At 45.4% G+C, this 26,952-nt stretch carries 22 protein-coding genes, 2 pseudogenes and 2 CRISPR repeat arrays; of the genes and pseudogenes, 14 read left to right on the forward strand and 10 right to left on the reverse strand.

Annotated elements, in window-relative coordinates; translation table 11 throughout:
* Positions 1 to 114 precede the first annotated feature (114 nt).
* Positions 115 to 687 carry a CRISPR-associated protein Csx15 gene (gene csx15 / locus BM613_RS08135; protein ID WP_109430675.1) on the forward strand — a complete coding sequence of 191 codons (573 nt, stop codon included), beginning with the start codon at positions 115 to 117 and terminating at the stop codon, positions 685 to 687.
* Here the strand turns inward: csx15 and BM613_RS08140 are convergent.
* From BM613_RS08140 to cas6, 6 genes are all read right to left on the reverse strand, one after another.
* Positions 669 to 2,033 (reverse strand): hypothetical protein, encoded by a 1,365-nt coding sequence (locus BM613_RS08140; RefSeq protein ID WP_109430676.1) that lies wholly within the window; start codon positions 2,031 to 2,033, stop codon positions 669 to 671. The genes csx15 and BM613_RS08140 overlap by 19 nt on opposite strands.
* A gap of 208 nt (positions 2,034 to 2,241) precedes the next feature.
* Complete coding sequence (gene csm4, locus BM613_RS08145; RefSeq protein ID WP_109430677.1) at positions 2,242 to 3,204, reverse strand: type III-A CRISPR-associated RAMP protein Csm4; 963 nt, start codon at positions 3,202 to 3,204, stop codon at positions 2,242 to 2,244.
* 35 nt (positions 3,205 to 3,239) lie between these two features.
* Positions 3,240 to 4,016: a type III-A CRISPR-associated RAMP protein Csm3 gene (csm3, locus tag BM613_RS08150; RefSeq protein ID WP_181362974.1), complete on the reverse strand. Its 777-nt coding sequence runs from the start codon at positions 4,014 to 4,016 to the stop codon at positions 3,240 to 3,242.
* Positions 4,017 to 4,021: 5 nt separating this feature from the next.
* Entirely contained in the window at positions 4,022 to 4,483 is a 462-nt protein-coding gene (csm2, locus tag BM613_RS08155; protein ID WP_109430679.1) for a type III-A CRISPR-associated protein Csm2, read from the reverse strand.
* Positions 4,476 to 6,593 carry a type III-A CRISPR-associated protein Cas10/Csm1 gene (gene cas10 / locus BM613_RS08160; protein ID WP_181362975.1) on the reverse strand — a complete coding sequence of 706 codons (2,118 nt, stop codon included), beginning with the start codon at positions 6,591 to 6,593 and terminating at the stop codon, positions 4,476 to 4,478. The genes csm2 and cas10 overlap by 8 nt, the downstream gene beginning before the upstream one ends.
* A gap of 29 nt (positions 6,594 to 6,622) precedes the next feature.
* A complete protein-coding gene (cas6, locus tag BM613_RS08165) occupies positions 6,623 to 7,267 on the reverse strand; it encodes a CRISPR-associated endoribonuclease Cas6 (protein ID WP_181362976.1) in 645 nt (214 codons plus the stop codon).
* Positions 7,268 to 7,494: 227 nt separating this feature from the next.
* Positions 7,495 to 8,103: direct repeats of the CRISPR family, unit length 37 nt; unit sequence GTTGTCATCCCTCTAAGGAACAATCCTCTGTTGTTAC.
* 1,652 nt (positions 8,104 to 9,755) lie between these two features.
* On the opposite strand from cas6, the gene cas3 reads away from it, so the two are divergent.
* From cas3 to cas2, 7 genes are read left to right on the forward strand one after another with little or no spacing between them, the layout of a single operon-like run.
* Positions 9,756 to 12,008 (forward strand): CRISPR-associated helicase Cas3', encoded by a 2,253-nt coding sequence (gene cas3, locus BM613_RS08170; protein WP_109430682.1) that lies wholly within the window; start codon positions 9,756 to 9,758, stop codon positions 12,006 to 12,008.
* An 18-nt stretch (positions 12,009 to 12,026) separates the two neighbouring features.
* Positions 12,027 to 12,680 (forward strand): type I-C CRISPR-associated protein Cas5c, encoded by a 654-nt coding sequence (cas5c, locus tag BM613_RS08175; RefSeq protein ID WP_109430683.1) that lies wholly within the window; start codon positions 12,027 to 12,029, stop codon positions 12,678 to 12,680.
* A complete protein-coding gene (cas8c, locus tag BM613_RS08180) occupies positions 12,677 to 14,476 on the forward strand; it encodes a type I-C CRISPR-associated protein Cas8c/Csd1 (protein WP_109430684.1) in 1,800 nt (599 codons plus the stop codon). The genes cas5c and cas8c overlap by 4 nt, the downstream gene beginning before the upstream one ends.
* Positions 14,477 to 14,506: 30 nt before the next feature.
* A complete protein-coding gene (gene cas7c / locus BM613_RS08185) occupies positions 14,507 to 15,388 on the forward strand; it encodes a type I-C CRISPR-associated protein Cas7/Csd2 (RefSeq protein ID WP_109430685.1) in 882 nt (293 codons plus the stop codon).
* A gap of 1 nt (position 15,389) precedes the next feature.
* Positions 15,390 to 16,097, forward strand: coding sequence for a CRISPR-associated protein Cas4 (cas4, locus tag BM613_RS08190; RefSeq protein ID WP_109430686.1), 708 nt, complete (start codon positions 15,390 to 15,392; stop codon positions 16,095 to 16,097).
* Positions 16,082 to 17,113, forward strand: a complete 1,032-nt coding sequence (gene cas1c, locus BM613_RS08195) for a type I-C CRISPR-associated endonuclease Cas1c (RefSeq protein ID WP_109430687.1) — start codon at positions 16,082 to 16,084, stop codon at positions 17,111 to 17,113. The genes cas4 and cas1c overlap by 16 nt, the downstream gene beginning before the upstream one ends.
* Positions 17,114 to 17,128: 15 nt before the next feature.
* Complete coding sequence (gene cas2 / locus BM613_RS08200) at positions 17,129 to 17,419, forward strand: CRISPR-associated endonuclease Cas2 (protein WP_109430688.1); 291 nt, start codon at positions 17,129 to 17,131, stop codon at positions 17,417 to 17,419.
* Between the two features lie 171 nt (positions 17,420 to 17,590).
* Positions 17,591 to 18,489: a CRISPR direct-repeat array (repeat unit 32 nt; unit sequence GTCGCCCGCCGTGCGCGGGCGTGGATTGAAAC).
* A 128-nt stretch (positions 18,490 to 18,617) separates the two neighbouring features.
* Here the strand turns inward: cas2 and BM613_RS08205 are convergent.
* Positions 18,618 to 19,040 (reverse strand): annotated as a pseudogene (locus BM613_RS08205) (ATP-binding protein); the annotation flags it as partial.
* A 112-nt stretch (positions 19,041 to 19,152) separates the two neighbouring features.
* Here BM613_RS08205 and BM613_RS08210 point away from each other — a divergent pair.
* From BM613_RS08210 to BM613_RS08220, 3 genes are read left to right on the forward strand one after another with little or no spacing between them, the layout of a single operon-like run.
* Complete coding sequence (locus tag BM613_RS08210; protein ID WP_245926313.1) at positions 19,153 to 20,430, forward strand: site-specific integrase; 1,278 nt, start codon at positions 19,153 to 19,155, stop codon at positions 20,428 to 20,430.
* Positions 20,423 to 21,394 (forward strand): tyrosine-type recombinase/integrase, encoded by a 972-nt coding sequence (locus BM613_RS08215; RefSeq protein ID WP_109430690.1) that lies wholly within the window; start codon positions 20,423 to 20,425, stop codon positions 21,392 to 21,394. The genes BM613_RS08210 and BM613_RS08215 overlap by 8 nt, the downstream gene beginning before the upstream one ends.
* Positions 21,394 to 22,419, forward strand: a complete 1,026-nt coding sequence (locus tag BM613_RS08220) for a tyrosine-type recombinase/integrase (RefSeq protein ID WP_109430691.1) — start codon at positions 21,394 to 21,396, stop codon at positions 22,417 to 22,419. Before BM613_RS08215 ends, BM613_RS08220 begins: the two co-directional genes overlap by 1 nt.
* A gap of 36 nt (positions 22,420 to 22,455) precedes the next feature.
* On the opposite strand, the gene BM613_RS08225 is transcribed toward BM613_RS08220, so the two are convergent.
* The 3 genes from BM613_RS08225 to BM613_RS15680 all read right to left on the reverse strand — a co-directional run bounded on the left by BM613_RS08225 (position 22,456) and on the right by BM613_RS15680 (position 24,539).
* Positions 22,456 to 22,818: an ATP-binding protein gene (locus tag BM613_RS08225; protein ID WP_109430692.1), complete on the reverse strand. Its 363-nt coding sequence runs from the start codon at positions 22,816 to 22,818 to the stop codon at positions 22,456 to 22,458.
* Entirely contained in the window at positions 22,815 to 24,251 is a 1,437-nt protein-coding gene (istA, locus tag BM613_RS08230) for an IS21 family transposase (protein WP_109430693.1), read from the reverse strand. The genes BM613_RS08225 and istA overlap by 4 nt, the downstream gene beginning before the upstream one ends.
* Before the next feature lie 162 nt (positions 24,252 to 24,413).
* Positions 24,414 to 24,539 (reverse strand): hypothetical protein, encoded by a 126-nt coding sequence (locus BM613_RS15680; RefSeq protein ID WP_281267842.1) that lies wholly within the window; start codon positions 24,537 to 24,539, stop codon positions 24,414 to 24,416.
* 100 nt (positions 24,540 to 24,639) lie between these two features.
* Here BM613_RS15680 and BM613_RS15740 point away from each other — a divergent pair.
* From BM613_RS15740 to BM613_RS08240, 3 genes and pseudogenes are all read left to right on the forward strand, one after another.
* A pseudogene (locus tag BM613_RS15740) lies at positions 24,640 to 24,735 on the forward strand (IS3 family transposase); the annotation flags it as partial.
* A gap of 1,153 nt (positions 24,736 to 25,888) precedes the next feature.
* The gene (locus BM613_RS08235; protein WP_109430694.1) at positions 25,889 to 26,557 is read left to right on the forward strand and encodes a Crp/Fnr family transcriptional regulator; all 669 of its coding nucleotides are present in this window, start codon (positions 25,889 to 25,891) and stop codon (positions 26,555 to 26,557) included.
* Positions 26,558 to 26,636: 79 nt separating this feature from the next.
* The gene (locus BM613_RS08240; protein ID WP_109430695.1) at positions 26,637 to 26,840 is read left to right on the forward strand and encodes a YgaP family membrane protein; all 204 of its coding nucleotides are present in this window, start codon (positions 26,637 to 26,639) and stop codon (positions 26,838 to 26,840) included.
* Positions 26,841 to 26,952: the final 112 nt, after the last annotated feature.

Raw genomic sequence — 26,952 nt, forward strand, 5'->3', positions numbered from 1 at the left:
CTTAAAAGTATGTCCCCCTTTCAAAGCGGCTTGCTGCTCTTCCCTCATTTTGTTACCATAACTTTACCTTCTCTATGGATTTGTAGGATATTCATGCAAGAAAGGAAGATCCCCATGTGGTCATTGATTTTGAATATCGCTGTCAACGGGTTTACCGTCCTTGGTGGATTCGTCATGCTTTTTCAAGGCTATCGATTCGTGTTAGAAAAACGCAAGTATCGTAAAAAAATACTCAGTTTAACGGATTTGCGCATGCAAAATAACGAGTATGTGATCAACCTATCAGGTCATCCAATCACAGAACATAGCCGTAGTGTCGATCATTGGCTTAAGGACAAGAAGATTTATACGATCCCGGTCCATGTAAACGAGGGACAAGCCATTCGCAATAGTGAGGACGTGATCAAAGCGGCGGAAGAAGCATTAGCTTCCATTCCAAAAGAGATCAAGCAACACATCATGCGTGGAGCCGCCGTAGTATTTGCTCTCCCAGGAATGACCAGCCTTGCGATTGCGCTACTAGTGAAAATCCATGGATTACAGGGAGTGTTTCCTATGTATACGTTCAGTTTGCGAGATGAAGAAGCAAAAGAATTCGTGTGGCAAGTGCCGATGGATTTACACAAACTCCGATCAGATGAACGACATCATCGATTTTCGATGGATTTTCACGATGATCCGACATGAGGAGATTCGCCCCAATACTGTTGTAAATTATCCCGAAATGTACAAAGTCCAAACGGATAGCTAGCTTGTAATTCTACATAGCGAGTCAAAATGTGTTGCGCGATTCGACTTGCCACCTGCTTCGCTTTTTCCGCTTCATCTCTCTTGACAGGAAGCATCCCGTGTGCGGCGAGCGAATGATTACGCAGCTTGCGAAGCGAATCAATTGCATCCCAACCGTTGGTCATATCGCCGCCGACGGATATCCATGTATCAGTAAATACTGCCGACCATCGCTCAGGTGCCATTTGCCGAAGCACCCGAAGCGCAAGATACAGTTCCAATTGATTGGGGATACGCTCTTTTCCTGTCACTTGTTGAATCGCTTCTCTTATTTCTGGCCTTACCGATTGTGGTTTGACGTCTTGAAGGTTGACACCATACTGTAAACGAAAATCGTATTTCACACTTCCTTCTAGAAAACGATAAAATCGTGACAGTGCATCCGTATACCGTTCACGCTGAATGTATCGAGGAATAGATCGATATAACTCAAACAAGTTAATTTCTGTTTCGTAATCGTATTGTTGTAAATCGGGTTGCGAAAGCCATTGTAATTGTTGATTGACCCAATTTTTCAAGGACTGGAAAGACTTTTCTTCTTTGATGATACGATGAGCTTGCTTCATTTTATCGATCGCTTGACCAAACAACCCTAACTCCCAGAAACGATACCCTTGAACGACATACAACACCCATTCGATGCTTTCCTTCACTTCTCGATGAACCGATAACGTTCGCAGTTCATTCAGGACGGTAATTGCGCCGCCATAATCACCACCATCCCAGAGTGCCCACAATTTCTCCCGTAAGGCTCCTTCTCGCAAGAAGGTCACCGCTACAGGAGACACTCTCTTATGGCTACTATCCACATACTGTGGATCAATCACCTGGTAGACCTCACCGTCGCCAAGCTCCCCAATGCTTTTCATGAGGATCAACGTTGTTTTCATTTGTGGCGTTCCAGAAGAATGATTCGCATACCAAGTTGGCAATGATCCAGTTGCTTGCTCAATACGAAATCGATGCCGTTGAATCACCGTATGCGTCATGCCTAACAAAAAATGGTAGTCAATCGGATCTCCTTCTACGTGTTCCAAATAAATCTTAGTGGCTGGTACCCAATCATTCGCTGTCATCCACTCTTTCGTTTCTTCTGCCTGATGACGGCCTTTTTCATCCACAGAGAGAAGAATCACTTCATCAGGATGCAGTTCTCGAACCAACGTAATTACCGATCCCTCTGCACCGTGATCGCCAAACGGATCACGCGATCCTACGAAGGTGATTAACACGTTGGTTGTCATGACGTTCACTCTCCTATATATTCACAGTTGATAAAACAAATACCTTGCCTACAGGAACAATTCCCTTTCAGACCCTCCACCTAAAAATGTTGGAATATCAAATTTAAACAGTTTAATTCTCATGAATGACCTGTTTCTCTTCGATTTCGATCACTATACTCATTGTTCAGCACACTAACTATCACTAACTAAAATGCAGTGAACCTCCCTAATTTTCATCCCCTATCTCTTTCCTCCCTTTTCTCACTTCCACTCTCGCAGGAATCGTCACTGTCACAGCTCCCTGCACAATGGCAGATTGATCTGAGATGCCCTCAACAATCCGCCCCGCATAGCCATCCATTGGACGCATCGGATGTAACGTACTTCCCGCTTCGAACAACATCATCGGATACTTGACCGCACGAGTGGCATGAGTGCCTGTTTGCGCATACCCATACTTAACACGAAGTCGATAGGCTCCCTGTCCATCCAGCCAACCTGGCATGCCTTCACCCAACCAGACTTCCGCGTTCGCATCAGGTAGCTCAGGAATTTGTTTTTCCTTTACATTCAGGAGTTGGACGTGTCCGTATCCCCGACTGACGCCACCTCCAATTCCCTTGGTTATCACCACACGAAGGATCGTCATGGCTTTCTTAAAGTCATTAGTGCGCAGATAGAGCGTCACAGGCTGATCCGTCATCCACCCTGTCACCGTATATAACTGCCCCTGTAATGTGGTGCCCCGTTGCCGATCCATCGTTGCATGTTCACTCTCGACGATTTCCCATTCGGGAAGCAAATCAGTTGAAAGTGTTGGCGTTTCTCCACGAATCAGCTGTAAAAAGGCGTCTTTGGTTATCCAGCGTTGTCGCTTGACCTGCTTTCCTAGCTTTGCCAACCGAATGCGTTCTGCCTTCGTTGTCCCTTCCCGCGCTGGCGTCATCAATCCCATCGGACGGGGAAACAAATCGGAGATCATGGCATTGGAAAATGCCATTCGAAATGAAGGCACATGTACAGATGTAGCTTGCGAAGTTTTCCATTCCGCCAACCACGCTTGTAACGCCAAGTCTCCCCATAATTCCCGATACGCCCAAAAGCATTGTCCTAGTAAGGAATCTGACGTAATCGGTGCAAGTACAGGAGAGCGCAAAGCAAGCTGGATTTTATATAAAGGATCACTCATCCATTCACCGTCCTCTCCATGATAGTCCGCACCACTTACTGACGAGGTTGCACTTCAATACGCTGAAACTGAATGTTCTCAAACCGCACATGTCCACTTCCACGCGAACCACTTCCCCCCAGTGTATCGTGATGGAGCACCTCCATCAGATGTCGAACAGTCTGCTCCATCTGCTTGGCATCATCACCTTGATACACACGAATGTCCATTTCGAATTGAAAACGACTCCCTGCGGGCACTCGTTCGATCATGCGGTACCCACCATCTGTCTGTTTGCTGATCCCAATTCTGCGATCTACACTGTTTTCCGCTTTCACTTCTGTATAACCGCTCTTTTCTGTATCCATGAATGAGTTAAAGTAGTCCCTAGTTTCATCGGTCAGCATGGCATCACGAAAGAGAAAACGGGTGGGATTGAGAGAATGTTTAGTATTCTTGTGGGGACCAAAATACGTACAAACACGGCACCCCGCTCTCCCACATCCGCATGGATTACCATCAATCCCTTTACCATCTATTGCTTCTAATAAACTGCGTAATTTTCCCTTTAAACTACTTCCCGGAATATACGGAAACAAGCTGATCGGATGACGAATGACAGGATTATCGACGCCCCCGATTTCTAAGGTTTGTTTTTGTCCGCCAATATGTAATCCACTGACGATGACAAGATCGGCGGTGCCGTGAAGATAATACAGCAATTGGGGGTTCGGTTTTGATCCTTCATTTCTCCCACCATTAAAACCATTGCGATTGCCTCCCTGACCTGAGCCTTGATACGGTGGACGGAATGAATTATCTCCTTGTGCCATACTAATCATCTCCTATTGTCTTCTTTCATGTAACAAACAACACCCTCAAAGTGTTTGACAAATGCCAGAAAATGCTTTTCAGATCGCGTGGCAATGTTCATATTTTTCTCGATAAACCGAAAAAAAGATTCGCCCACCTGTTTCCTTGCTACTGCATACCGCGCTTTATTCGTTAAGTCGAACAACTGGTTCTGATAGCGAGGATAGGACGAGGTTTCACCAACACCCATCTTCCCGCCTGTCTGTTCAAACTCGTTGCTTCGTTGATGGATCAAATACTCGATATTTTTGACATACGCAAAAAACATGCGCACCTGGTGGGTTGAGGTTTTTTCCTGTTGAAATTTTTCCGCGATCTCTTTTGCTCCTGTGAACAGTGAGGCTTTGTAATGTCCACGCTCATCGAAATATTCATCACCCATTTGTTGACGAAGCGAAGCTAATTTCTCTTTTGCCGAATCATCCATGGAACGTTCCCCTTTCCTGTCTTTGTGTCAGACGACGCACGGAGATCAATTTCACAAAAAGCTCAAGTACTTTCCAGTTCTCCATGATCCATACTGCGTCCGAATCAGGAAGTGCTAATAAGGTACGAAACCACTCGACCATAGGTTGGTGCCGAGATTCGGTTGCATTCCGACGCCATTCGTAATCGAGTTTGGGGAAGATTTCATAGGTTCGTCCATCTTGTAGTGAAACGGTGCCATTTCCTCTTCTCACCACCGAATGCACCAACTCCATGATGCGATACCACATGTTAGATGAGAGCGTGCCCTCCGCCAAAAAATTGACTACTTGCTGTGCCATGTCCAGCAGACGTTTCCATTCATCCCACTCCAGCGGAATCCCCCGCACGCTCACTTGATTTCTACCTCCCATTTGCCTGGTACGCCGAGAAGATGCAGGTTGCTCTTTAGCAAGTTCAAGGTACGATTCCACATCATGTGTGACCTTGAACAATGGTTGCTTTGGTTTCACAAAAGCGACCCCAGCTGACAAAGACAATTCGGGATGCGATCCAGTATAACGTAGAAAATCATCATGAAGGCGTGTTGCTAGTTGAATCACTTCACTGGCTTGTCCCACTAGATAGACGTCGTCCCCTCCCGAAAACACGGAATACACCATCGGGAATTCTTTTTCCAACAATACTTGCAGATGGTGGGTAAAAAACCGATCCAACGTTTCACTAAGCGCTAGATACTCTTGCAAAGAAGTGGTAGAGCGGTTGTCATCAGAAAAGCCAAACGCAAACATTAACCCCATATGATCAACGTCCGCCTTAAAATAACCTAACGGTTCTTTCCCCGCGATATCAGAAAACGATAATGGTTTCCGTTGATAAGTTGGGACATAATGATTCATCCAAAATATAGTATCCGTTTCTAAACAATCGGGTGGACGATTGATGGCAAACCAATCTTCCTCCATCACTGAAGGACGCGTTTCGTGCAACGATACACTACCGAGGACACCAAATTGAAAATCCCCTTTGGGTTCCCGAGAGAAAGAAATCCAATGAATATGAGGAAGACGTTTCCCTAATTCCTCTAACGCACGACAGGTTTCGCACAATCGTTCCTCCTCTGACACATGTCGTTCCGCTTCACGGATAGGGTTGCGCTGACAATGGGCACAACGAGGCGTTGTGCCTGTTTGCGTACGTATCATTCGGTCTTTTTCCCAATGGCCATGAGACTGTAATTGTTGCATGTAAGGATGTTCTTTTTCTTCACGCGCTCGTTGAATCGCTTCTTGAGCCAAGCGGGAAAAAGAACGTTCCATCTCGATCGTCGTATCGATCACTGTGCCCGTGTAGAGCGCCAGTTCCCCTGCAAATTCGGAAAACAAATAGGTGTCGATAGGGTTTCGGAGCGTTTCTATCGTAACGGATGGCGATAGCAAGACATAAAACACGCCACCTGCGCTCATCAATATCTGCAAATCGCTTCCTTTTGTCTCTTGACAGAGAAAACGTGCCACCAGACGAGTGAGCAACAGAATTTGAAAACTTCGTGCCCGCAATTTCTTTGCTACACCTTTTCCTGAATAGGCAGTGCGAAAAATATACTTTTGAATCCCTGACAGATCACCATAAACCAGCTGTACATTTCCATCCTCTTGCGCCCACTGCAAGGCGACCTGGGTGCGTAGATACTGCGGCAAAGATACGATGCTTTCCGACTCATCTTCAAATGCCAATCCCACCCCACTTGCCATTGCGTCCAATAACGCCAACCCATGTCGGGTACACACGACGGCATCACCTTGCAATCGTTTCCACCGATCGGCCACATCCCGCATCACAGCAAGCAATTCCGATTCTTCTGAAGGAGAGCGAGCGACTGGGAAATCTACATCCATTCCTGAAGGATGAATGGGCACAAAACGTTCTGGCATCTCTGGCGGATTTTGTTCCAACGCAAGGGAAGCGAATACCACTTGCCGTTGCACCAATCGTCCCACGCCATTTACCGATAATGTCCCAAGAGAAACGGCGGCAAAAACGGACGACATCCATTGATTCAGCCATGCCCATACCTGATCCGCCCGTTCTTGATATTCATTTTTTGACATGGTACCCATCCTTCCAATAATTACCTTTCCTATACGATATATTCCAAACAACCAAATCCCAACCCATTGCGTCGCCCTACCCCCACGTCATACAGCAGGCGAGTCACCTCAGGTTCTGCTTCCACTACAAATTGACCCACATACCCTTCAATCGGAGTAGTCTTATACCAACTGACAATCCGCTTGCTGGTACCCACCGCCTGAAACCGAATGGGCTTGGTCACAGTACGCCCCAAAAACTGTTCCGCTTTTTTCATGGCATTTGCGACCACCTGAGCTTCAAATTCAGATTGATCAGGGGAATACGCCAATATTTGCTTCCCCACATTATTATCCACAACCACAGGTGATAACGTGCGAAATAATGCCCGCTCGCCAAACAGCGGAGGAAATTCCCGTTCCACTCGCTCTACGACGACCCTTTGCTGACCCAGTGAGAAAGTCGGTGTTTCAAGTAGCCGTTCATATATTTCTGTCAACAACGAAGAAGAATGAAGACTCATCCACCAACGAAACCCATAGGGAAATGTCACTTGTTTTTCGTGTACATTAAATTTCCCCAGCAAACGCGAAAACGTATATGGGCGAAATTCTGCATGTTCATGCCATGCTTGTACCAAGTGAGCATCGACCAACGAATAGAATGCATGTTGGAGTTCCTCGTGATGAGCCACAGGCAAAGTAATTCTGGACGAACTAGTTAAAAGAATGCGCACGCACGACACCTCACAATATGCCTAATAGTAGCATAATTGGTAGACTGAATGCACGAATAAATTTCAACAAATGACAGAGATAAGCTAATTTTTAAGAATAAGAAAAGTGAGTGGAAAATCGCGAGGCATGTCGAAGAATTTTATTAAACTATAGTAAATAAGTGGATTATGATTTCGTTCCATAACTTTATATCCCTCTAAGGAACAATCCTCTGTTGTTACTGTCCGTGCTTATCCCAGGATTCTTCAGCTCGCTTGTTGTCATCCCTCTAAGGAACAATCCTCTGTTGTTACGTTAGAGGATAGTATTAAGTTTACTGTTTTTGATGGTTGTCATCCCTCTAAGGAACAATCCTCTGTTGTTACAAAAATGAATAGTACCAGTCGGCTAAAGGCATGTCGTTGTCATCCCTCTAAGGAACAATCCTCTGTTGTTACGGGATCGGTCTCCTGATTGCGCTGCATCTCTAAGTTGTCATCCCTCTAAGGAACAATCCTCTGTTGTTACTAAAAATTATGTTAAAAAGTAACTTAAAACTACTTAAGTTGTCATCCCTCTAAGGAACAATCCTCTGTTGTTACTTATATCCATAAATAGCGACTGCGTGTAAACCTAGTTGTCATCCCTCTAAGGAACAATCCTCTGTTGTTACGATATGGACCTATTTGATGTATTAAATGAAGAAGTTGTCATCCCTCTAAGGAACAATCCTCTGTTGTTACTGAGGCACGGAAAAAATCTTTGAGGGCTTCATACGTTGTCATCCCTCTAAGGAACAATCCTCTGTTGTTACGGTGCGATTCATCAAGCCCGTCCCATCTGCTTTCGTAACCTTCAATTCGCGAACCTTGACGAATTTCCCATAGTATACCACTCAGTTACCACCATGACAACGCAAAACCCCCTGCCATACGCACTTTCCACCTTAGCGCGAACCTCTCTATTCTTGCATGAGTACTTTGGGTTCGCGAGTTTCTTATAATTAAGAGGTATCCACCAGCAACATTGTATAATGGTCACAACATACAGTATCCCGTGACGCACCGATTCGTTGTGCCTACTATTTCATTTATTTCATCCTAAGACCATATAAAATATGTTCCTAGGACGGATACGTATTTTTTCGACCGAAAAGGATGAAAACTCAAAGCGATCCAACATGCCGATGGTCCGATAAAACGAATATGTATGTCCGAACTACCACGAATGTCTTTTTCAAAAAGACTGTGTCAAGGGAAGTCGAACAAATAAACGTGAATTTTCAATACTAAACTTGGCGACATTTTAAGATGTATTGATTTATACTCAATCATAGTCAAGTAGACGCGCGTTTTATGAATCCTTATGGGATTAAACTAATGCACATAATCATTCTAACTCAAGCTTAAGTTGTTCCAAGTTTTCAAAGTGACGATTTCGAATAAATTCCGATTTAAAGTTTATGAATGCTACTCCTGCTACAGCATTGTCATATGGATACCCCTCAAACTCAGGGAGCGCTTGATTTAAAACGCTCTCAGTGCCTCGTCAATGAGCTTATATTTACACTCATTTCCACAGTCCGTATAAAAAATCTGAATGTCGTTTAGATTCCCCTGGATCGATAAAAGAGATCGGTTAATCAACAGATATATTACCACATTTGACTCGTTGCAAAAATTTACGTGCCGCTTGAATTAAGCCGCTGTTTATACCAAACAAAACCTAAATCCTTCTATGATTCTGCTGGTTTTTCGCCTGGATAAAATCAAGTCTCTTTACTTCAGTTCAAACTTGATTTTTCGAGTGCCGACAGTCAGTTCTCCCAACTCAGGTGTGAGATTCTTCTTAGATGGATCGGATATTTAGCTTTGCTTAATCCATTTTTCCAATGCAGATGGTATCCTTTCTTGGCTTTCTATGATTCCCCGATTCGAGAGTGATTCAGTGCGCGAGGCCATTGTAGATACTGTGAGACAAAACAAAAGAAGATCAAGGATTTTACCAGTTTTACCTGTGAATCTAATCCAAAGCAGTGGATGAATTCATGCTGGTGTCTATCAATGATAATATGCGTAAACTTCACGTTGCGGAATCTCTCACAAGCTACAGAAGATAATCAAGAAAGGTCTGCCCACAAAAGAAGGAAGACCTCGTAAGACGATAAAAAGGACAATCGCATCAGGATGTAGCTTGGAGATTATCATATATTAACAAAACCAAAACCCGATGCAATATAGCCTTCTCTAAAACCATCATTCGCCGGATAGATTCCGAGACCGGATGGGCTTGATTGCGCCATTCGGTTTTTACAACGTATGATTGTATAAACAATAAAATTTTTACATAATCAGTGGAAGGAAATAGATTTTTTATAGAGAATAGAATAATTAACAATAAATTTCCGAGTTATTGTCGTTTGTATCTTTCAATTCTACATAGTTTTTATTTTGGGAGCTGAAATTTGTGGATTTCTATGCCCATACTAGAGAAGACGGTCAATTTCAAACGTTAAAAGATCATCTCGAAGGCGTAGCTGATCGAACCATGCGTTATGCTCATGTTTTTGGAGCGGGATATTTGGGGTATCTGGCAGGGATTCTACATGATATCGGTAAGTATTCATTTGAATTCCAAGAACGTATTCGTGGCACTCCGATTCGAGTAGACCATTCGACTGCCGGCGCGCAGTGGATAATGAATGAGCAAACGTGGCGCAATTATTTAGGCACAACCCATCTGGACCATTATCTAGCCAGACTAATTGCGTATGCCATCGCTGGACATCACGGTGGGATTAAGAACCATGGAACGGTCGATGAAGAAGGTACGTTCAGTTACCGAATGGCAAAAAGAGATCTTTGCTCTTGGTCTTCAGCCTGGAGTGAAATTGAAATCGGAAAACAGGAATGGGAAGTGCATAAAAAAGCTCTTGTTCTCAAATGGAACAAAGAGAGTCCAGCATGGAGTTATAGCTTTCTAGGCCGTATGCTCTTCTCATGTCTGGTTGATGCGGATTCAATTGATACGCGAGATTTCATAAACGGCGCTGATGTTGCATTGTCAAAAGAAATACAGCCGCCTTCCATGGCCGAATTACTTGACAGATTTAACAAATATATGTCAAGAAAACTAGAACAATCTATAAATACATTGATCAATCTGAGGCGTCGTCAAATCCTCTCTGTATGTGAACGTCAGGCAGAAAAAACGCCGAGGATATTTTCTTTAACTGTACCGACAGGGGGTGGAAAAACGTTATCTTCGATGGCTTTCGCTTTGCGGCATGCGGTTAAATACGGAAAACGGAGAATCATCTACGTCATTCCTTTTACAAGCATTATCGAACAAAACGCAGAACAATTTCGTACCTCACTCGGACAAGACGCGGTTTTGGAACATCACAGCAATTTTAATTTCGATGAATATGAAGAGCTATATGGATTGAATGAAGTTCGTCGTTTAAAATTGAGCGTCGAAAATTGGGATGCACCTGTTGTCGTGACGACTTCCGTGCAATTTTTTGAATCACTGTTTTCGAGTCAACGAAGCCAATGCCGGAAGTTACATAATATTGTGGATGCCGTGATTATCCTTGACGAAGTGCAGAGTATTCCTAGAGGTTACATGAAGCCTTGTTTGCAAACTCTTGAAGAATTGGTTTCTTCTTATGGGTGTTCTGTCGTTCTCGCGACGGCGACTCAACCATCATGGAAAGGATTAGGCATTCAAGTCACTGAGATTATGGATGAACCTACACCTCAAGAACTCATGGCAGATTTTAAGCGGGCGGATGTTGTAGTACATGGTAGCAATACTGAGATCATTCCAGATTTGCAAATCGTAGATTGGATGGAGGAGTCTGGACAAGTTCTGTGTATTGTGAACACCCGCAAACACGCGAAGGTACTGTTTGATCAATTGGTCGAACGCAACTTGGAGGGGCTCTATCATCTGAGCGGTCGTCTCTGCGCAAAACATCGTTCCGATATTTTAAAAGAAGTTAGAGAAAGGTTGAGAAATCAATCTCACTGCAGATTAATATCGACTCAGTTGATCGAGGCTGGCGTAGACATTGATTTTCCGCTCGTATTACGGGCTTATGCGGGATTGGACGCGGTCGTTCAGGCGGCGGGCAGATGCAATCGGGAAGGACGTAGCAAATCCGGGCTTGTGCGGGTATTTTATCCAGAGAAACATGGTATGCCATCGCAAGGCTGGCTAAAAGAGACGGCGACGGAAGCACAAAATACGCTGACGTATTGCGAGGAACAACCCTTATCTTTATCGTGCATTCAAAACTATTTTGAGCGGATTCATGGCATTCGTGACGGTCGAATAGAGCAAATCACTGATTCAGAAGGGATCGTAAATCTTATAAAAAGTAAGAACTATAATTTTGAAATTCCTTATCAGGATATATCGGATCGTTTTAAAATGATCGATGGAAATATGCAGACGATCGTAATCCCGTACGATTCCATTGCGGAAGAGTTGATCGCTCAACTTACGACGATCCCTAATCCAATGCGTCTCCTTCGTCGCTTGCAGACCTATACGGTGCAGATTTATAACTTCGAGTTTTTAGAATTCCAAAAGAATCGCTTGCTCATGAATATAGAAGGAATTTTTGTTCTTGCGGACAAATCCTACTATCATCCGCAGGCGGGACTACTGTCGGCGATCGATACGCCAGAGAATGAGATTCTTATATTTTAATTGAGGGAGAATGAGTCGATGGGATATGGCATTAAATTGCGAGTTTGGGGAGAGTATGCATGTTTTACCCGTCCTGAGATGAAAGTGGAGCGAGTAAGTTATGACGTAATGACTCCATCTGCAGCACGCGGAATTTTCGAGGCAATTCATTGGAAACCAGCTATTCGTTGGGTGATTGATCGCATCCATGTCCTAAACCCGATACGATTTGAAAATATCCGTCGTAATGAAGTCGAATCGAAAGCTTCGGGAAGAAAGAAGGTCATCTATGCGGCAGAAGAACGGCAGCAGCGTGCCTCCCTTGTATTGAAAAATGTGCAATATATCATCGAGGCGCACTTTGAGTTGACCGAGCAAAGTGGAGAGGAAGATACAGCGGAGAAGCACTATAACATTTTTCTGCGAAGAGCGAGGCAAGGTCAATGCTTTCATCGTCCTTACTTCGGAAATAGGGAATTTCCGGTGAATTTCGATCTGCTGGAAGAGGATGCTGAAATGATGAAATACAGTAATGTACACACCGGTGAGATCGATCTGGGCTATATCCTGCTGGATCAGACTTATCATGTGAATGATGATGGAGAGACCGTGGAAGTGATCCCCCATTTCTTTCGCGCCCGAATGATAAATGGGGTCATTGAGGTTCCAAAATTGCAGGAGGTGAATAGATGATTTTACAGGCATTATATCGACATTATCAGTTGTTGCAAGAAAGAGAGGGCGACAGCATGCCGGGAGAAGAATACTCGGCTGCCGACGTGTCATTTGATGTTCATCTGAATGAAAATGGACAGATTGTAGCGATCATTCCGCATGTCAATGAAAAGGGGAAGATTGTTAAGCAAAAGCACATCGTTCCGAAGCAGGATAAGAGAACATCTGGAATAAAGCCCTATTTTTTGTGCGATAAGGCAGAGTATCTGTTTGGTTCTGCGATAGGGATGCGAGATGCATGTAGAGAAGCGATGAAGAGCCTATGGAAAGAGGTACTGATGGACTCAGGAACTGAATCTCTTGAAATTCATGCCTTGATGTCCTTTTTAAATCTTGATAATGAACAGCTATCCGAACAAATTCAGCGCTTGGTTGATGGGAATGTGCTGGAATCATTAAAAAGTGGCGGTCTTTGTGTACTGAAATTTGTGCCTACAGGGAGGTTTTTGCACAGGGATCCTACGATTCAACGGGCTTGGGAAAATTACTATAGAAAATCATCGAGTGATTGCGAATCCGCAGATGAAGCGAAGCAAATCTGTTTAATTACCGGCGATCAAATACCGGTCAGCCAAATCGCCCGATTGCACCCAAGCATAAAAAATGTTGTCGGCGCGCAGTCATCCGGCGCTGCGATCGTTTCTTTCAATGTAGAATCGTTCTGTTCGTATGGGCACGAGCAGTCATATAATGCGCCTACTTCACAAAAATCTGCAGAAGCTTATGGGTTTGTGCTGAACAAGTTATTGGCCGATCCGAATCATAATGTGCGCATAAACGACACCACGGTTGTGTTCTGGGCTGATTCGTCTACCAAACGAGAGGAGGATTGGTTGGTCAGCTTATTTCAAGATGTTCAGCAGGAAGCTGAAAATTCACCAATGGATGAAGAAAGTATGAGAACCCGTGTAAAAAGCGCAGTTCGGCATATTCGGCAAGGACAAAAATTCAGCGATACGTTTCACGATTTAGATACAAACACAATGTTTTATGTATTGGGGCTATCCCCCAATAACGCGAGATTAGCAATCCGCTTCTGGTATACCGGTACCTTGGGGGAGCTTGGGGAACGCGTATGGAGCCATTATCAAGATTTATCAATCATTGGATTAGATCGAAGCCCAACAATTAGAGAACTGCTGCGGGAAATTGCCGTCGGTCATGATTGGAGTAATATTCCTCCCAATATGGAGGGGCAAATGCTTCGTTCCATATTGTTGGATTTGCCATATTCACGGGCGGTTTTTGCACAGTTGATGAACCGGATTCGCGCAGAATCTGACGATCCCAAAAAAGGATTGTATAAAATCGGTGCAATCCGTGCCGCCATGATTAAAGCCTATTTAATTCGTCAGCTTCGTGTAAACAAGAATACTTTGGAAGGGGAAATCACAATGGAAATAAACGAGCAGTTGCCTAGCGTACCTTACCACTTGGGCAGGTTGTTTGCATGTCTGGAGAAGGCACAGGTAAGCGCGCAGGGGCAAGGACTAAACGCAACGATCCGCGATCGTTTCTGGGGGGCAGCCTCGGCGACACCGGCCAACGTGTTTCCGCGCCTGTTAAATTTGGCGCAACACCATATCGCAAAAGACGAGGAATGGGGAAGAGTCAATGACCAACGAATTCAGGAGGTGATGAACGCATTGCCACCGCAGTTCCCCAAACGTCTGTCTCTAGAAGAACAAGGAATGTTCGCACTGGGTTACTACCACCAAAGACAAGATTTGTATACCAAAAAATCGGACAAGTAATTGAATGATCACGAAAAGAGGGATTTATTAATGGGAGAAAAAATGGGTTTGTCAAAACGTTACGAATTTGTACTGTTGTTTGATGTTGAGAATGGAAATCCAAACGGCGATCCAGATGCAGGAAATATGCCACGCTTGGATGCAGAAACCGGGTGCGGTCTTGTGACCGACGTAAGCATCAAGCGCAAGGTGCGCAACTATGTCGAACTCGCGAAACAAGGCGAACCTTCGTATGATATTTACGTGAAAGAAGCGGCGGTGTTAAACAATTTAAATAAAGAGGCGTTCGCCAATTATCCTGATATCGAATTAAAAGAAAAAAAACCGGACAAGATGGAAGCCAAGCACAAAAAAGATCAATTGATGCTCAGCCGTTGGATGTGTGACAAATATTACGACATCCGCGCATTTGGCGCCGTCATGACGACAGGAGTAAATTGCGGACAAGTCCGTGGTCCCGTTCAATTCAGTTTTGCAAAATCCATAGATCCGATCTCGCCGCAGGAAATCACTATCACACGGATGGCTGTCACCAATGAGCGGGATGCAGAAAAAGAGCGAACGATGGGCCGGAAAAGCATAGTTCCATATGGGCTTTATCGGATGGAAGGATTTGTTTCGGCACCGCTTGCAAATCAAACTAATTTTGGAGAAGAAGATCTGGAATTACTCTGGTCAGCGCTACTCAATATGTTTGATCATGACCGATCTGCTGCACGCGGCAAAATGGCGACGCAAAAGCTGATTATTTTTGAACATTCGACTGTTTTAGGTAATGCGCCCGCCCATAAATTGTTTAATTTGGTCAAAGTAACGCGCAAATCCGGAGTCGATATCGCACGTTCTTTTGATGATTACGAAATGCTGATCGGAGAAGCTCCACAGGGAGTTACGATCATCGAAAGGCTATAGTATGCCAGTGGCACTGGATAGAGAAGAAGACGATTATCTGATGATATCAGGTATTCAGCACTTTGCCTTTTGTCAACGGCAGTGGGCTCTTATCCACATCGAACAGCAGTGGCAGGAGAATGTTCTGACCACGCAAGGCAAGCATGTTCACGAACGTGTTGACGATGATCGTTTTGACGAAACAAGAGGCGATTTGAGAATTGTTCGCGCCATGCCGATTTTGTCTGAGAGACTTAAACTTCGCGGTATCGCCGATATGGTGGAATTCAGGCGCGTGAGTCAAAGAAATTCCGAGTCGGTTGTATTGGAAGGACGGGAAGGTTTATGGACAGTCGTTCCGATTGAATATAAAAGAGGGAAACCGAAGACCGACGATCGCGACATCGTCCAATTATGCGCTCAGGCCTTATGTTTAGAAGAAATGCTAAATGTCTACATACCAGTCGGGATCATCTACTACTCCGAAATCCGGAAAAGAGAAAAGATTGAACTTACGGCTGAGTATCGACAAAGAGTCGAGGAACTTGTAGTGATGATGCGTCGTTATTATGACGACGCGATTACGCCTAGAGCAATCTATAAGCAACATTGCAAACAATGTTCGCTAGTAGAAATTTGCCAACCGAAGTTGAGTTCAGCCGGTGCCAAATCAGCCGCTAAATATATCGAGCTCTATTTAGGAGGCAGAGAAGGATCAGACGGTTATTAAATACACTATATGTAACATTGCCTGACTCTTATATAAGCGCCAAGGGCGATACATTGGTTGTGCGCGCAAATGGGAGTAAGGAGCTACAGGTACCGATACTGAATCTGGAATCTGTTATCGTGTTTGGATATAAAGGGGTAAGTCCAGAGGCGATGAGCCTTTGTATTGAAAATAACGTTTCTCTTGTCTTCCTGACGCCAAACGGTCAGTTTAAGGCGCGAGTAACAGGGGAAACAAAAGGGAACGTGCATCTAAGGCGTACGCAATACCGTTGGAGTGACAATGAGGATAAAACACTCATGTTGTCTCAGCGGTTTCTATACGCCAAGATTGTCAATGCCAAGACATCGATTCAGCGCACACTGCGGGATCATCCAGATCGAGTAAACAAGGAGCGTCTTGAATCTGTAATTACAACGCTGGACCGGCAATTAAGAGAAGTAAAAAACAGCAGGACAATGGATCAATTGAGAGGGGTTGAAGGTCTTGCAGCACGTCAGTATTTTTCAATTATTTCAGAGCAAGTGCTGGTCAGCAAAGAATGTTTTCTTTTTAATGGTAGAACAAAGAGGCCGCCAACTGATCGATTAAATGCTTTATTATCATTTCTTTACACATTACTGGCTAACGACGTCACTCATGCGATTGAATCCGTGGGGTTAGATGCTCAAATTGGTTTTTTGCATCGAGAGCGTTCAGGAAGAAACAGCTTAGCGTTAGATCTCATGGAAGAATTTAGGGTTTATTTAGCGGATCGCACAGCATTAACGCTAATTAATCGCCAGCAGGTTACTCCCGAAGAATTCATTCAAAAAGAATCGGGAGCTATCTTCATGAAAGATGACACCCGAAAAACTGTGTTGACAGAGTGGCAGCAACGTAAAAGAGATGAGATCCGTCACCCATTCTTGGATGAGAAAATACCAGTAGGTTTATTGCCCTACGCACAAGCAATGCTATTGGCACGGTATATGCGGGGCGATTTGGATGACTATCCTCCATTCTTCTGGAAGTAGCAGGTGATACTTATTATGATGGTGCTCATTACTTATGATGTAAGCACAAAGACCACTGCAGGTCAACGGAGATTGCGAGAAGTAGCCAAGTTGTGTGAAAATTACGGCCAACGTGTGCAAAATTCGGTTTTTGAATGCTTGTTAGATCCAAGTCAGTTCGCAGAATTTAAGCATGTACTAGAAAAAAATATCGATCCGACTACGGACAGTTTGCGGTATTATCATCTGGGTTCAAAGTGGAAAGGAAAAGTAGAACATGTTGGCGCAAGACAATCCTATGATCCCGAGGGGCTTCTTATGATTTGATGTGCGCGAATCTCAAGTGCACATTGAATTTATGGGGGGTTCGCATGCATGACCCTGCTTGGGATATCAATACTTTGAGTTTAGAATAAATGTATTTCTTTTTTCAATTTAGGTCGGTTCGCGGAAACTGTTTGAAGAACTCAGGCGAATCAAGGGTTTATAATAAGTACAGTCGCCCGCCGTGCGCGGGCGTGGATTGAAACCTCCCACATTGGGTGTGCCTTGAAAAGTCAAACGTCGCCCGCCGTGCGCGGGCGTGGATTGAAACACTCAGATGGCGTAGCTATTTTATCTACACGTGGTCGCCCGCCGTGCGCGGGCGTGGATTGAAACTTTTAACAACTCAGTCATCATTGGACGGTGACGTCGCCCGCCGTGCGCGGGCGTGGATTGAAACACCCATTGCGGATCTGTTGGCATACGCAGATTCGGTCGCCCGCCGTGCGCGGGCGTGGATTGAAACTAGTTCTCGACCCACTAGCCATTCGGACAGTATATCAAGTCGCCCGCCGTGCGCGGGCGTGGATTGAAACTGAACCGACACATCCACATCTGCACCAAAACCAAGTCGTCGCCCGCCGTGCGCGGGCGTGGATTGAAACGATTCAAAATAAAGTGGATGCACACGTGAAAGTTGTCGCCCGCCGTGCGCGGGCGTGGATTGAAACCCCTTGTTTTATCAAATCAAACTTGTATAAATTTACGTCGCCCGCCGTGCGCGGGCGTGGATTGAAACAAAAGCATCGACTCGAATATGCAAATTACGAATTTGTCGCCCGCCGTGCGCGGGCGTGGATTGAAACATATTCAGCGGTCAGGAAAGCACGATTAAAGGTCCAGTCGCCCGCCGTGCGCGGGCGTGGATTGAAACAACAAGCGAACACGACCTATACGATTGGGTTGCGTCGCCCGCCGTGCGCGGGCGTGGATTGAAACAATCAATCTCAACACCTCTCGATTCGAGCGCATCGTCGCCCGCCGTGCGCGGGCGTGGATTGAAACTGCCTGTGCTGATTTTAACACTTGATACTCTTGTGTGTCGCACGCCGTGCGCGGGCGTGGATTGAAACTACAGGGCGAGCAATCCAGCATGTAGTCCGTTTGGTCGCCCGCCGTGCGTGGGTGTTTTTTGCAAGTGAAAAATGCAGAGAATGGCGGCCAATTTATGCATAGCACTGCCAACGTTAATTACTGAATATTAAGACGACATACTAGATAATGCATGGCGTAATCGAAAGCTTTCGCCTGTAAAGGCGAGGATATGTGCATGATGCACCAGTCGATCGATTAACGCAGCCGTCAAGCGATTGTCACCAAACACGGTATTCCATTGTCCAAATTCTAGATTGGACGTCACCATCACGCTACGTTATTCATAGCAGGTAGAAATGACATGAAACAACAGCTCGGCACCTGTTTGGTGAAACGGTACGAACCCGACCTCATCCAAGATCAACAGATCACAACTGGTGATCTCCTTTTGAAACCTCGCCAACGTGCCTGCCTGATGCTTTTCTTGCAAGAGCGCCACCAGATCCGGCACCCGAAAGAATCGAACCGTGTGCCCCCGTCGGCAAGCCTCCACCCCGAGAGCTAATGACAAATGCGATTTACCGTTATCGCAATTTTTCCATAACGGTAATTATCGAAAGAATTCGGTTATGGAAAGAAATCAGCGTACATCCCGATAGCATCAATGAATGTACATTGATTTCTTTCCATAACACCTCACAATGGACAATGAAATCATGTTCATTGGAGGGGTAGCCATGGAAACAAGAAAACCGATCGAGGTGCTCGCGGCGGAGGTCATCGAAGCACTCAAGCAACTGAATTACGCATACAACACCGTATGTGGCATCCGAGCTTCATTCAACCGGATTTGTGCATTTGCACGAGACCGAAATGAACGATATTTTTCGGAAGAACTCGGACAGGCGTATTTGAGAAACAAATACGGCTGTACAACGGATTACTATCTTGAACCGTTTCCCCGAAACGCCAAGCAAGCCATTCGTTCCGTCCGGCTTTTAGGCGATTACCAGCTCCATAGGGTCGTCATTCGCAGAATCGTAAAGAAAAAGGGCTATGTGAAGCCGCCTCAGTTTGAAGAAATGTTAACCGCATACGAAAAGGAATGCGAGGCCAATGAATACTCTTTGCGCGGCATGCGTAGCCGTCTTCAGCGATTATTCTTTTTTGTAGATTATCTGGCACTGCGTAACGTCATGAATGTTGGCGACATCACGCCGGACATCATTTCGGATTACGTGATCAGCATTTGCCCCAGGCACGAAAAAAGCATTGCTGCTATTCTGACTACGCTTAGAGTATTCTTGAGGTTTCTCTATCTGCACGGATACACCGAAACGGATTTGTCCCTCGCTGTTCCGAAGCCAACCCGATACCGTTACCCTGCTATTCCTTCTACATGGGAACCTTCCGAGGTTAAACGTATGCTGGATGCCGTTGATCGGGGAAGCCCGCGGGGGAAGAGAGATTATGCCATCCTTCTTCTTGTTGCGAAGCTGGGTATGCGGGTCGGCGACATCAAAGCCTTGAAACTCTCGCATTTGAACTGGGAAACCAAAACGATAACCATTGTGCAAGAAAAAACAAAGGTCGAAGTGACCTATCCCATTCTGCACGATGTCGGCTGGGCGCTCATCGATTATCTTCAGCATGCCCGACCGGTATGTGAATCGCCTTATGTGTTTGTACGTCTGAACGCCCCTTTTGAGGCTTTCGGTGAGAATGCCAATCTTCATACCATCATGACTCACTATATTCGCCTTGCCGGCATTACCGTTCCCCGTGGAAAACGACACGGGCTGCATTCGCTACGACACTCGCTGGCAAGTGTCCTATTGGAACAGGGAGCATCTCTTGCGGTCATTTCTGAAATCTTGGGCCATGTGGATTCCAAGTCGACTTCGGTCTATCTGCATACGGATCTGAACGGATTAAAGTCCTGTGCACTCGACCCGGAGGAGGTGTTTCGGAATGCCTGATCTCCATCCATTTCGGAGTCCATTAGCCGTCCCAATTGCGGGCTATATCGCAGAAAAACGAGCGACGGGCCATAAATTCGAAAAAGGAGCCAGTTTACTGAAAGGTTTCGACTCCTTTGTGTACAGTCGAGGCTTACAGGAGACCGCTTTAACGAAGCCGCTGGTCATGGAATGGACGGCTCGCAAGCCCAATGAGACCGCATCGACTCAAGGGGGCAGAATCTCATTGTTGCGGGGGTTGGCAATATATATGAATCGCATCGGATACGCGGCATATGTGGTTCCCAAGGCCATGGTTACCGTCGATCGTTATGCATACATCCCTTACATTTTTTCAAGTGATGAGATGAAAGCCATATTTGAGGTGTGTGATCAATATCCTTCTCATGATGTTACGCCCAACCGGCATCTCGTATTGCCCCTACTACTGCGCATCCTTTATGGATGCGGCCTCAGAATTTCCGAGGCGTTGCATCTAACGATCCCGGATGTTGATCTGGACAAAGGCACATTGCTTATTCGGCATACCAAATTCAATAAAGAACGGATCCTCCCCATGTCGGATACCCTCATCGAACGATGCCGGAAATACGTTAAAACAGTCCAAGTCGGAAAAATGGGAAACCCGTATTTCTTTCCGTCACCGTACGGCGGACATTATTCCGAGGCAACCGTATACAAGCTTTTTAGAGATATGCTTCGGCAAGCGGGAATTTCCCATTTAGGGAGGGGGAAAGGCCCTCGAATTCATGATTTGCGTCATACTTTCGCCGTAAACTGCTTGAAAAAGTGGGTGTTGGACGGCAGGAATTTGAACAATGTTCTGCCCTATCTTTCGGCTTACCTCGGCCACGAAGACATGCGTGGCAGTCAAAGATACATGCGGTTAACGGCGGATTTGTATCCGGACTTAACGAGCAAGATCGAAAATACCTGCGCATACGTCATCCCGGAGGTGGAGTGATGAAGCAGACTGATTTTGCGAAGACGCTGACACGATATCTGGCTGATTTTCTTCCCGGACAGCGAAACGTCAGTCCCCATACGATTGCATCCTACCGCGATACCTTCAAGCAATTTCTCCTGTTCATGCAAGAGAAACAGCAGATAAGGCCGGAGAAGATTTCATTTGCAACGGTGACCGCGCCGAGTATTAAGGATTTTTTACAATGGCTCGAAACTTCCAGACAAGTGTGTATTAGCACCCGGAACCAGCGGTTAGCCGCAATTCACAGCTTCTTCCGATTTGCTCAAACGGAGAATCCGGAAATCCTGTTCGAGAGTCAAAAGATATTAGGAATCCCCTTTAAGAAAAAGCACCAACCGACGATACCGCATCTAACGCTGGATCAATTGGCCTGTTTATTCGAACAGCCCGATACATCGACGAAGAGAGGACGTCGTGATTTGGCCATAATGGTCATCCTCTACGATGCTGGAGCAAGGGTGCAGGAATTGATTGATTTGAAGGTTTGTGATGTAAGACTGGCCCAGCCCGCAACGATTACTTTAAACGGCAAAGGCAACAAGAAAAGGAACGTCCCGATGATGGCCAAAACCCGAAACCTTTTGGAAGGTTACATGGCCGAAAACCACCTGCTTGATAAAGGACGTCAGCAAAGTCCTTTGTTTTACAATAGCAGATACCAACCATTCACCAGACCCGGCATTGCCTACATCTTGGGTAAATACTTGAAGCAGGCAAAACACAGCCAAAAGGAAATGGTGTTTCCGGATCAATTGCATCCACACATGCTCAGGCATTCCAAGGCTCTTCATCTGTTGGAATCTGGTGTTAACCTGATTTACATTCGTGATTTGTTGGGGCATGTGAGTGTAACGACAACGGAGATCTACTTGAAATTCGATACGGAGCTCAAAAGAAAGGCTTTGGAAGCTGCATATCCCCAAGTGACGAGCCCGGACACTCCTGCTTGGGAGGAAAACACGGATATTTTGCAGTGGTTGCAGAATCTTTGCCGTCCCTGATTATTATGGAAAGATTCTCGGCATCGACCTCAGGGTTCATACGAATTCTTTCGAGAATCTTTCCATAACCGAATTCTTTCGATAATTTCCGGTCCCCACCCGTCCGATCATGAGGACGTTCTCTTTGCGCTCCAAAAAACGTAAATCTCTTAACATGGCTTCGGTGTAATGTTCCGGAAACGAGACCGCTCCGAAATCATAATCCTCCAGCGTCTTCCATTGGGGAAACGCCGCTTTTTTCAACAAGCGCTTCAACCGATTTTCTTCTCGTTGCTGGATTTCCATCTGGAGAACGCCCAGTAAAAATTGCTCCCTGTTTTCAAACGCGACCGTATCGTAGGTCTCCATCACATGAGCCAGATGCAGGGTCTTGCAACTCTGTTCCAGCACCGCCTTCATGACATCAGCACCCCCAGTAGACGATCATAGTCTTCTAATTGTGGAATCTGTCCGTGCAGACTCTCCGGGGTATGGGATTCTGCAAAAGGTTCCGGATGAAATTCCGGGTGTTTGATCGCATACAGTACATGTTCCAAAAGTATCGGGTGCTGAACATCCGTTTGCGGGACTTGAACCAATCCTTCTCCGATTTCTTCTAGCGTATATGATTCCAACAGGCGCAGAAGCAAGAGAATCCGCGGTTTCCGTAATTCCGCCTGATCGACGCGCAAGAACGCCTGCACCGCGATCGGCATTAGTTTGACAAATGTAGAATACATCACGGCACGTGGGCGTTTGCGATACCCCTCAAAGATGGCGTGCCAATTCATGGGTATCGCTTTTTCTGTGTAAGGCCGGGGGAATGTCGCCAGCGACTGATAGGTTCCATCGGCAGACAATACTTCGATCTCGTCCCATTTGACCTTCAGTAGGACGGGCAACCGCGCCTTACACTGCGGCAACGGATATAATGTCGATTCAAACTGCCATTCGCTGTACTTGTTGAGCCGTGCAGTTTCCAACCGGTATATTTCCAAAGGGATCGTCGGTAATTGAAGCAATTTCGGGCGTTCTTCTTCCCATAGATCGATAATCTGCGCTGGCGTCTCGATGACCGGGGGTGGGACACACCAATTGCGACGACCATACCCCACCTTGTTTTCCACATTCCCCTTTTCGTTGCCCCTCCCAGGGTTACAAAATTGAGGTTCAAAACGGTAATGCGCACAAAACCAGGAAAAGGCATCGGTCAATTCTCGTTCCCCATGATCTAATACAGACACCACTGCGGCCGACAGATTGTCAAACCAGATCTTATGTGGCACGCCACCCGCTTGTTCAAAGACGCGCTTGAGCGCTTCGAGAAAACACTCCGTATTTTCTTTCGGCACAGGAAACGCAAATGCCGCGTTGCTGTAGGGAAATGACATCGTCAGCACTTTGCGTTCCACGAGTTCTCCCGTCTTGAAAATATAGGTGGTTCCAAAGTCTGCCTGCGCTTCACCGCCTGGATGCTCCAAACGTTCATGACGATCCATCCGTTCGATCGCCATCTGCTGCTTCCGGTTTGCCACGTAGGCACTGACCGTGCGCTTGCCCCTCTGATACTGATACTCTTCTTGCAACCGATGATAAATTCGGGTTGCGGTATGGCGTTGTTTGCGTGGGAGTTGCTCATCTTCCAGCAGCCACGTGTCGATGATGTCCACATAGGGACCCAGTATCGGGCGATTTCCTACGCGTTTCGTGATGGGTTCATTCCAATCGTCCTGATCGGCATATTTTTTGGCAGTTCGCCAATTCACATCGACGCGATCCGCAATTTCTTGAATCCCACAGCCCTCCACTTCCCGCAAATATCTGATATACTGTTGCTGTGGCACTTTCAACATTCCTCTCATCCTCTCCGTTCTTGCACAAAACAGAGAGTATAGTGATAGCGTGATGTTGGCAAGTGCTATTTTTATTGCATAAATAGGCAAGTGGGTGTGCTCATTGCTGCGCTAGTCTATAGTGGAGCCGCATTCGCTAACGCTTGTACTCCGCCATTCGCCTCACGGCTCCTTTTGGTCTTTGCTGATTACGGCAATGACTTCGTCAGCGTGATCGTCAACCACTTCCGTTCGATAACCACCACTTGATGAATGGCAATCGGAAACTGCAGTTTTCCGCAGCCACATCCTGCACTTTTACTATGCCATATACAAACAACGACATACCGTGAAACTTTAAAGCTGGCGCATACACAAAGTCATGAACGGTTGGGGCATCCGGGTGGTGAGGTGCATCTTCGAATTCATTGAGGTCTGATACAACCGGGAGCGAATTCACTCATCCCTCGATTCTCTAACTCCGGTCGAATTTGAAAGAAGATAGTACAAATCCATCGAAGATGCAGCAAGCTGAGCAATAACAGGCATCAAGTCAGAATATGAAAACTTACAATTTCTCTGTTCTTGGGTGTCCACTTTATTGACTTAATCCCAGTAAAAATGACAGTGAGCAAGTATCTTCACTGTCATTTTAGGAGGTGAAAAATGTTTCATAATATTGGTGTTAGTGGATTACTGATTTTGATTATTGGTACTTTCATTCTAATCGTCGTTCTTGCAATGATCGTTTTTGGGATAGTGAACAGGAAAAAATAATCATGCTGAACAAGTACGATGACAACCTGCATATTCGCATGCCGGGTCAGCCATGCGGCAACGATCGCCACACACTTTGCTGTGATTGCAACAAAGTGTCAATCCCTGGGTTGTAATTGAAACTCGGACATGCGAATGGTAGTATTCCTCTGGACACTTTACTCACTTGCTCCCCAGAATACAAAAAAGAGCACTCGACACGTTCGCAAACGAGATATTCGGATAACCACAAAATAGTTTCGATGCACGAAGGTTAGCATTTTGTTGGCAAAAAGGGTCTGCGGCTCAGAGGTTAACAAACACCTTTAGCCACAAACCCTTAGTGTATAAAGTTCTTCTGGCTCACCCGGAGGGACTCGATTCCCCGCAAAACGCGGTTTTGGAATTGGAAAAATCGAGTTTCCCTGAGGTGCTTCTTTTTACCCTCAGACCGTACGAGCCGCGATCAATCAAAGATTCTTCATGATATGCGTTTGGTTAAATTAAAAGTTATTTCATTTAGTTTTGACGAGTTACGTGACCATTATGTGATCATAGAAACGTAGTTTATTATCCTACTATACCATTGCTTCTCGAATTTTATTTACCACAGATCCCAATCCAACCGCTGATGCAACTGAGTGAACGTGGAGCTGCCCTCCTATGGTACGACCAGAAATACCCTTAGGATTGCCTCACGAGGAATCGGTTTGACACCTTGGGGTGACGAACTTCTTAGTTTTATGGCATAAGACTGAAGATCCAAAGCCGAAAAGAATAGGTTCAACCGATCTCTGGATTCCATTTCAAGCTATTGATCAAAGAAATATAGCGTTTGTTATAGAAGATACAGCTGGACTCAGCAATCTGTAAAACGCTCAAATACGAAAGGAGGCTTACAAATGCAACTCAATGAGCAACATGCGGCAATCACACAATTTTCTTTTTTAAAAGAGATCACCGAGCAAGAATGGCATCGAATCAATTTTGTACATTTTCCCAAAAACAAGATTCTCCTCGTCGCTGGAGATGAACCATCTTCTGTTCTTTTAGTGCTAGAAGGAAAAATTCGCGTAACCAAAATTTCAGACACAGGTCGAGAACTCACTTTGTACCGCGTAACACCTGGAGAAACCTGTGTTCTCATGTTGTCAAGCATTCTCGCCTTTAAAGAATACCCTGCAACGGCAATTGTTGAATCAGATGTACACGCGCTCGCAGTACCGATCTCTTTATTTCAACAGTGGATGAATCACCTGAACTCTGTACAATCGTTTTCTTATGGAATTATCCAGCAACGATTACTTGATGTCATGGTTTTAGTCGAAGAAATTGTATTTCGCAACATGGATACGCGAATTGCTGAGTATCTTTTGCGCCGCGTAAATGAAAATGAACTCGTCATTCACGGCACACACGATCAACTCGCGACAGACCTTGGAACAGCTCGAGAAGTCGTGAGTCGGGTGCTAAAGGAATTCGAAAAAGAGGAGATGATCAAACTCTCCCGCGGAACAATTACTCTTTTAAATAAAGAGAAACTTACGCATAAATATCTTGATCCATCGTGACTTTGTCACTGAACATCCACTTTCTCTATGCGACAATAAAGCTACAAATTCCACTCATGCATATAGGAGGTAGGGGAATATGAAACGCAACGTTGGTGGAGTCGATCGTACCATTCGCGTCATTTTAGGCTTAGCCATCTTAAGTCTTCTCTTTATTTTACATGGTAGTACAAGATTCATTGGACTGATTGGATTAGTGCCACTTCTTACTGCGTTTGTTGGCTTCTGTCCGCTGTACACACTGTTGGGTATCAAAACATGCCGGGTGTCTTCGCATAAATAAATTTATGCGAACCATTTTCAACCATTTGGATGCAACTCTTTAAAATGATCGAGTAGGAGGGGGCGGCTAGCCCCCGACCTCTCACACCACCGTACATGCGGGTCCGCATACG

The sequence above is a fragment of the Sulfoacidibacillus thermotolerans genome (assembly GCF_003144315.1).
Lineage (GTDB): Bacteria > Bacillota > Bacilli > Alicyclobacillales > SLC66 > Sulfoacidibacillus > Sulfoacidibacillus thermotolerans.

Coding starts and splice junctions, on each gene's coding strand:
- BM613_RS08225 (WP_109430692.1), bottom strand. CDS start 22,818: ATGAAGGCGGTGCTGGAACAGAGTTGCAAGACCCTGCATCTGGCTCAT.
- BM613_RS08235 (WP_109430694.1), top strand. CDS start 25,889: ATGCAACTCAATGAGCAACATGCGGCAATCACACAATTTTCTTTTTTA.
- cas10 (WP_181362975.1), bottom strand. CDS start 6,593: ATGTCAAAAAATGAATATCAAGAACGGGCGGATCAGGTATGGGCATGG.
- BM613_RS08240 (WP_109430695.1), top strand. CDS start 26,637: ATGAAACGCAACGTTGGTGGAGTCGATCGTACCATTCGCGTCATTTTA.
- csm2 (WP_109430679.1), bottom strand. CDS start 4,483: ATGGATGATTCGGCAAAAGAGAAATTAGCTTCGCTTCGTCAACAAATG.
- cas2 (WP_109430688.1), top strand. CDS start 17,129: ATGATGGTGCTCATTACTTATGATGTAAGCACAAAGACCACTGCAGGT.
- cas7c (WP_109430685.1), top strand. CDS start 14,507: ATGGGAGAAAAAATGGGTTTGTCAAAACGTTACGAATTTGTACTGTTG.
- cas5c (WP_109430683.1), top strand. CDS start 12,027: ATGGGATATGGCATTAAATTGCGAGTTTGGGGAGAGTATGCATGTTTT.
- istA (WP_109430693.1), bottom strand. CDS start 24,251: ATGTTGAAAGTGCCACAGCAACAGTATATCAGATATTTGCGGGAAGTG.
- csm4 (WP_109430677.1), bottom strand. CDS start 3,204: ATGAGTGATCCTTTATATAAAATCCAGCTTGCTTTGCGCTCTCCTGTA.
- BM613_RS08140 (WP_109430676.1), bottom strand. CDS start 2,033: ATGACAACCAACGTGTTAATCACCTTCGTAGGATCGCGTGATCCGTTT.
- cas4 (WP_109430686.1), top strand. CDS start 15,390: ATGCCAGTGGCACTGGATAGAGAAGAAGACGATTATCTGATGATATCA.
- BM613_RS08210 (WP_245926313.1), top strand. CDS start 19,153: ATGGACAATGAAATCATGTTCATTGGAGGGGTAGCCATGGAAACAAGA.
- csm3 (WP_181362974.1), bottom strand. CDS start 4,016: ATGGCACAAGGAGATAATTCATTCCGTCCACCGTATCAAGGCTCAGGT.
- BM613_RS15680 (WP_281267842.1), bottom strand. CDS start 24,539: ATGTGGCTGCGGAAAACTGCAGTTTCCGATTGCCATTCATCAAGTGGT.
- cas8c (WP_109430684.1), top strand. CDS start 12,677: ATGATTTTACAGGCATTATATCGACATTATCAGTTGTTGCAAGAAAGA.
- csx15 (WP_109430675.1), top strand. CDS start 115: ATGTGGTCATTGATTTTGAATATCGCTGTCAACGGGTTTACCGTCCTT.
- BM613_RS08215 (WP_109430690.1), top strand. CDS start 20,423: ATGCCTGATCTCCATCCATTTCGGAGTCCATTAGCCGTCCCAATTGCG.
- BM613_RS08220 (WP_109430691.1), top strand. CDS start 21,394: ATGAAGCAGACTGATTTTGCGAAGACGCTGACACGATATCTGGCTGAT.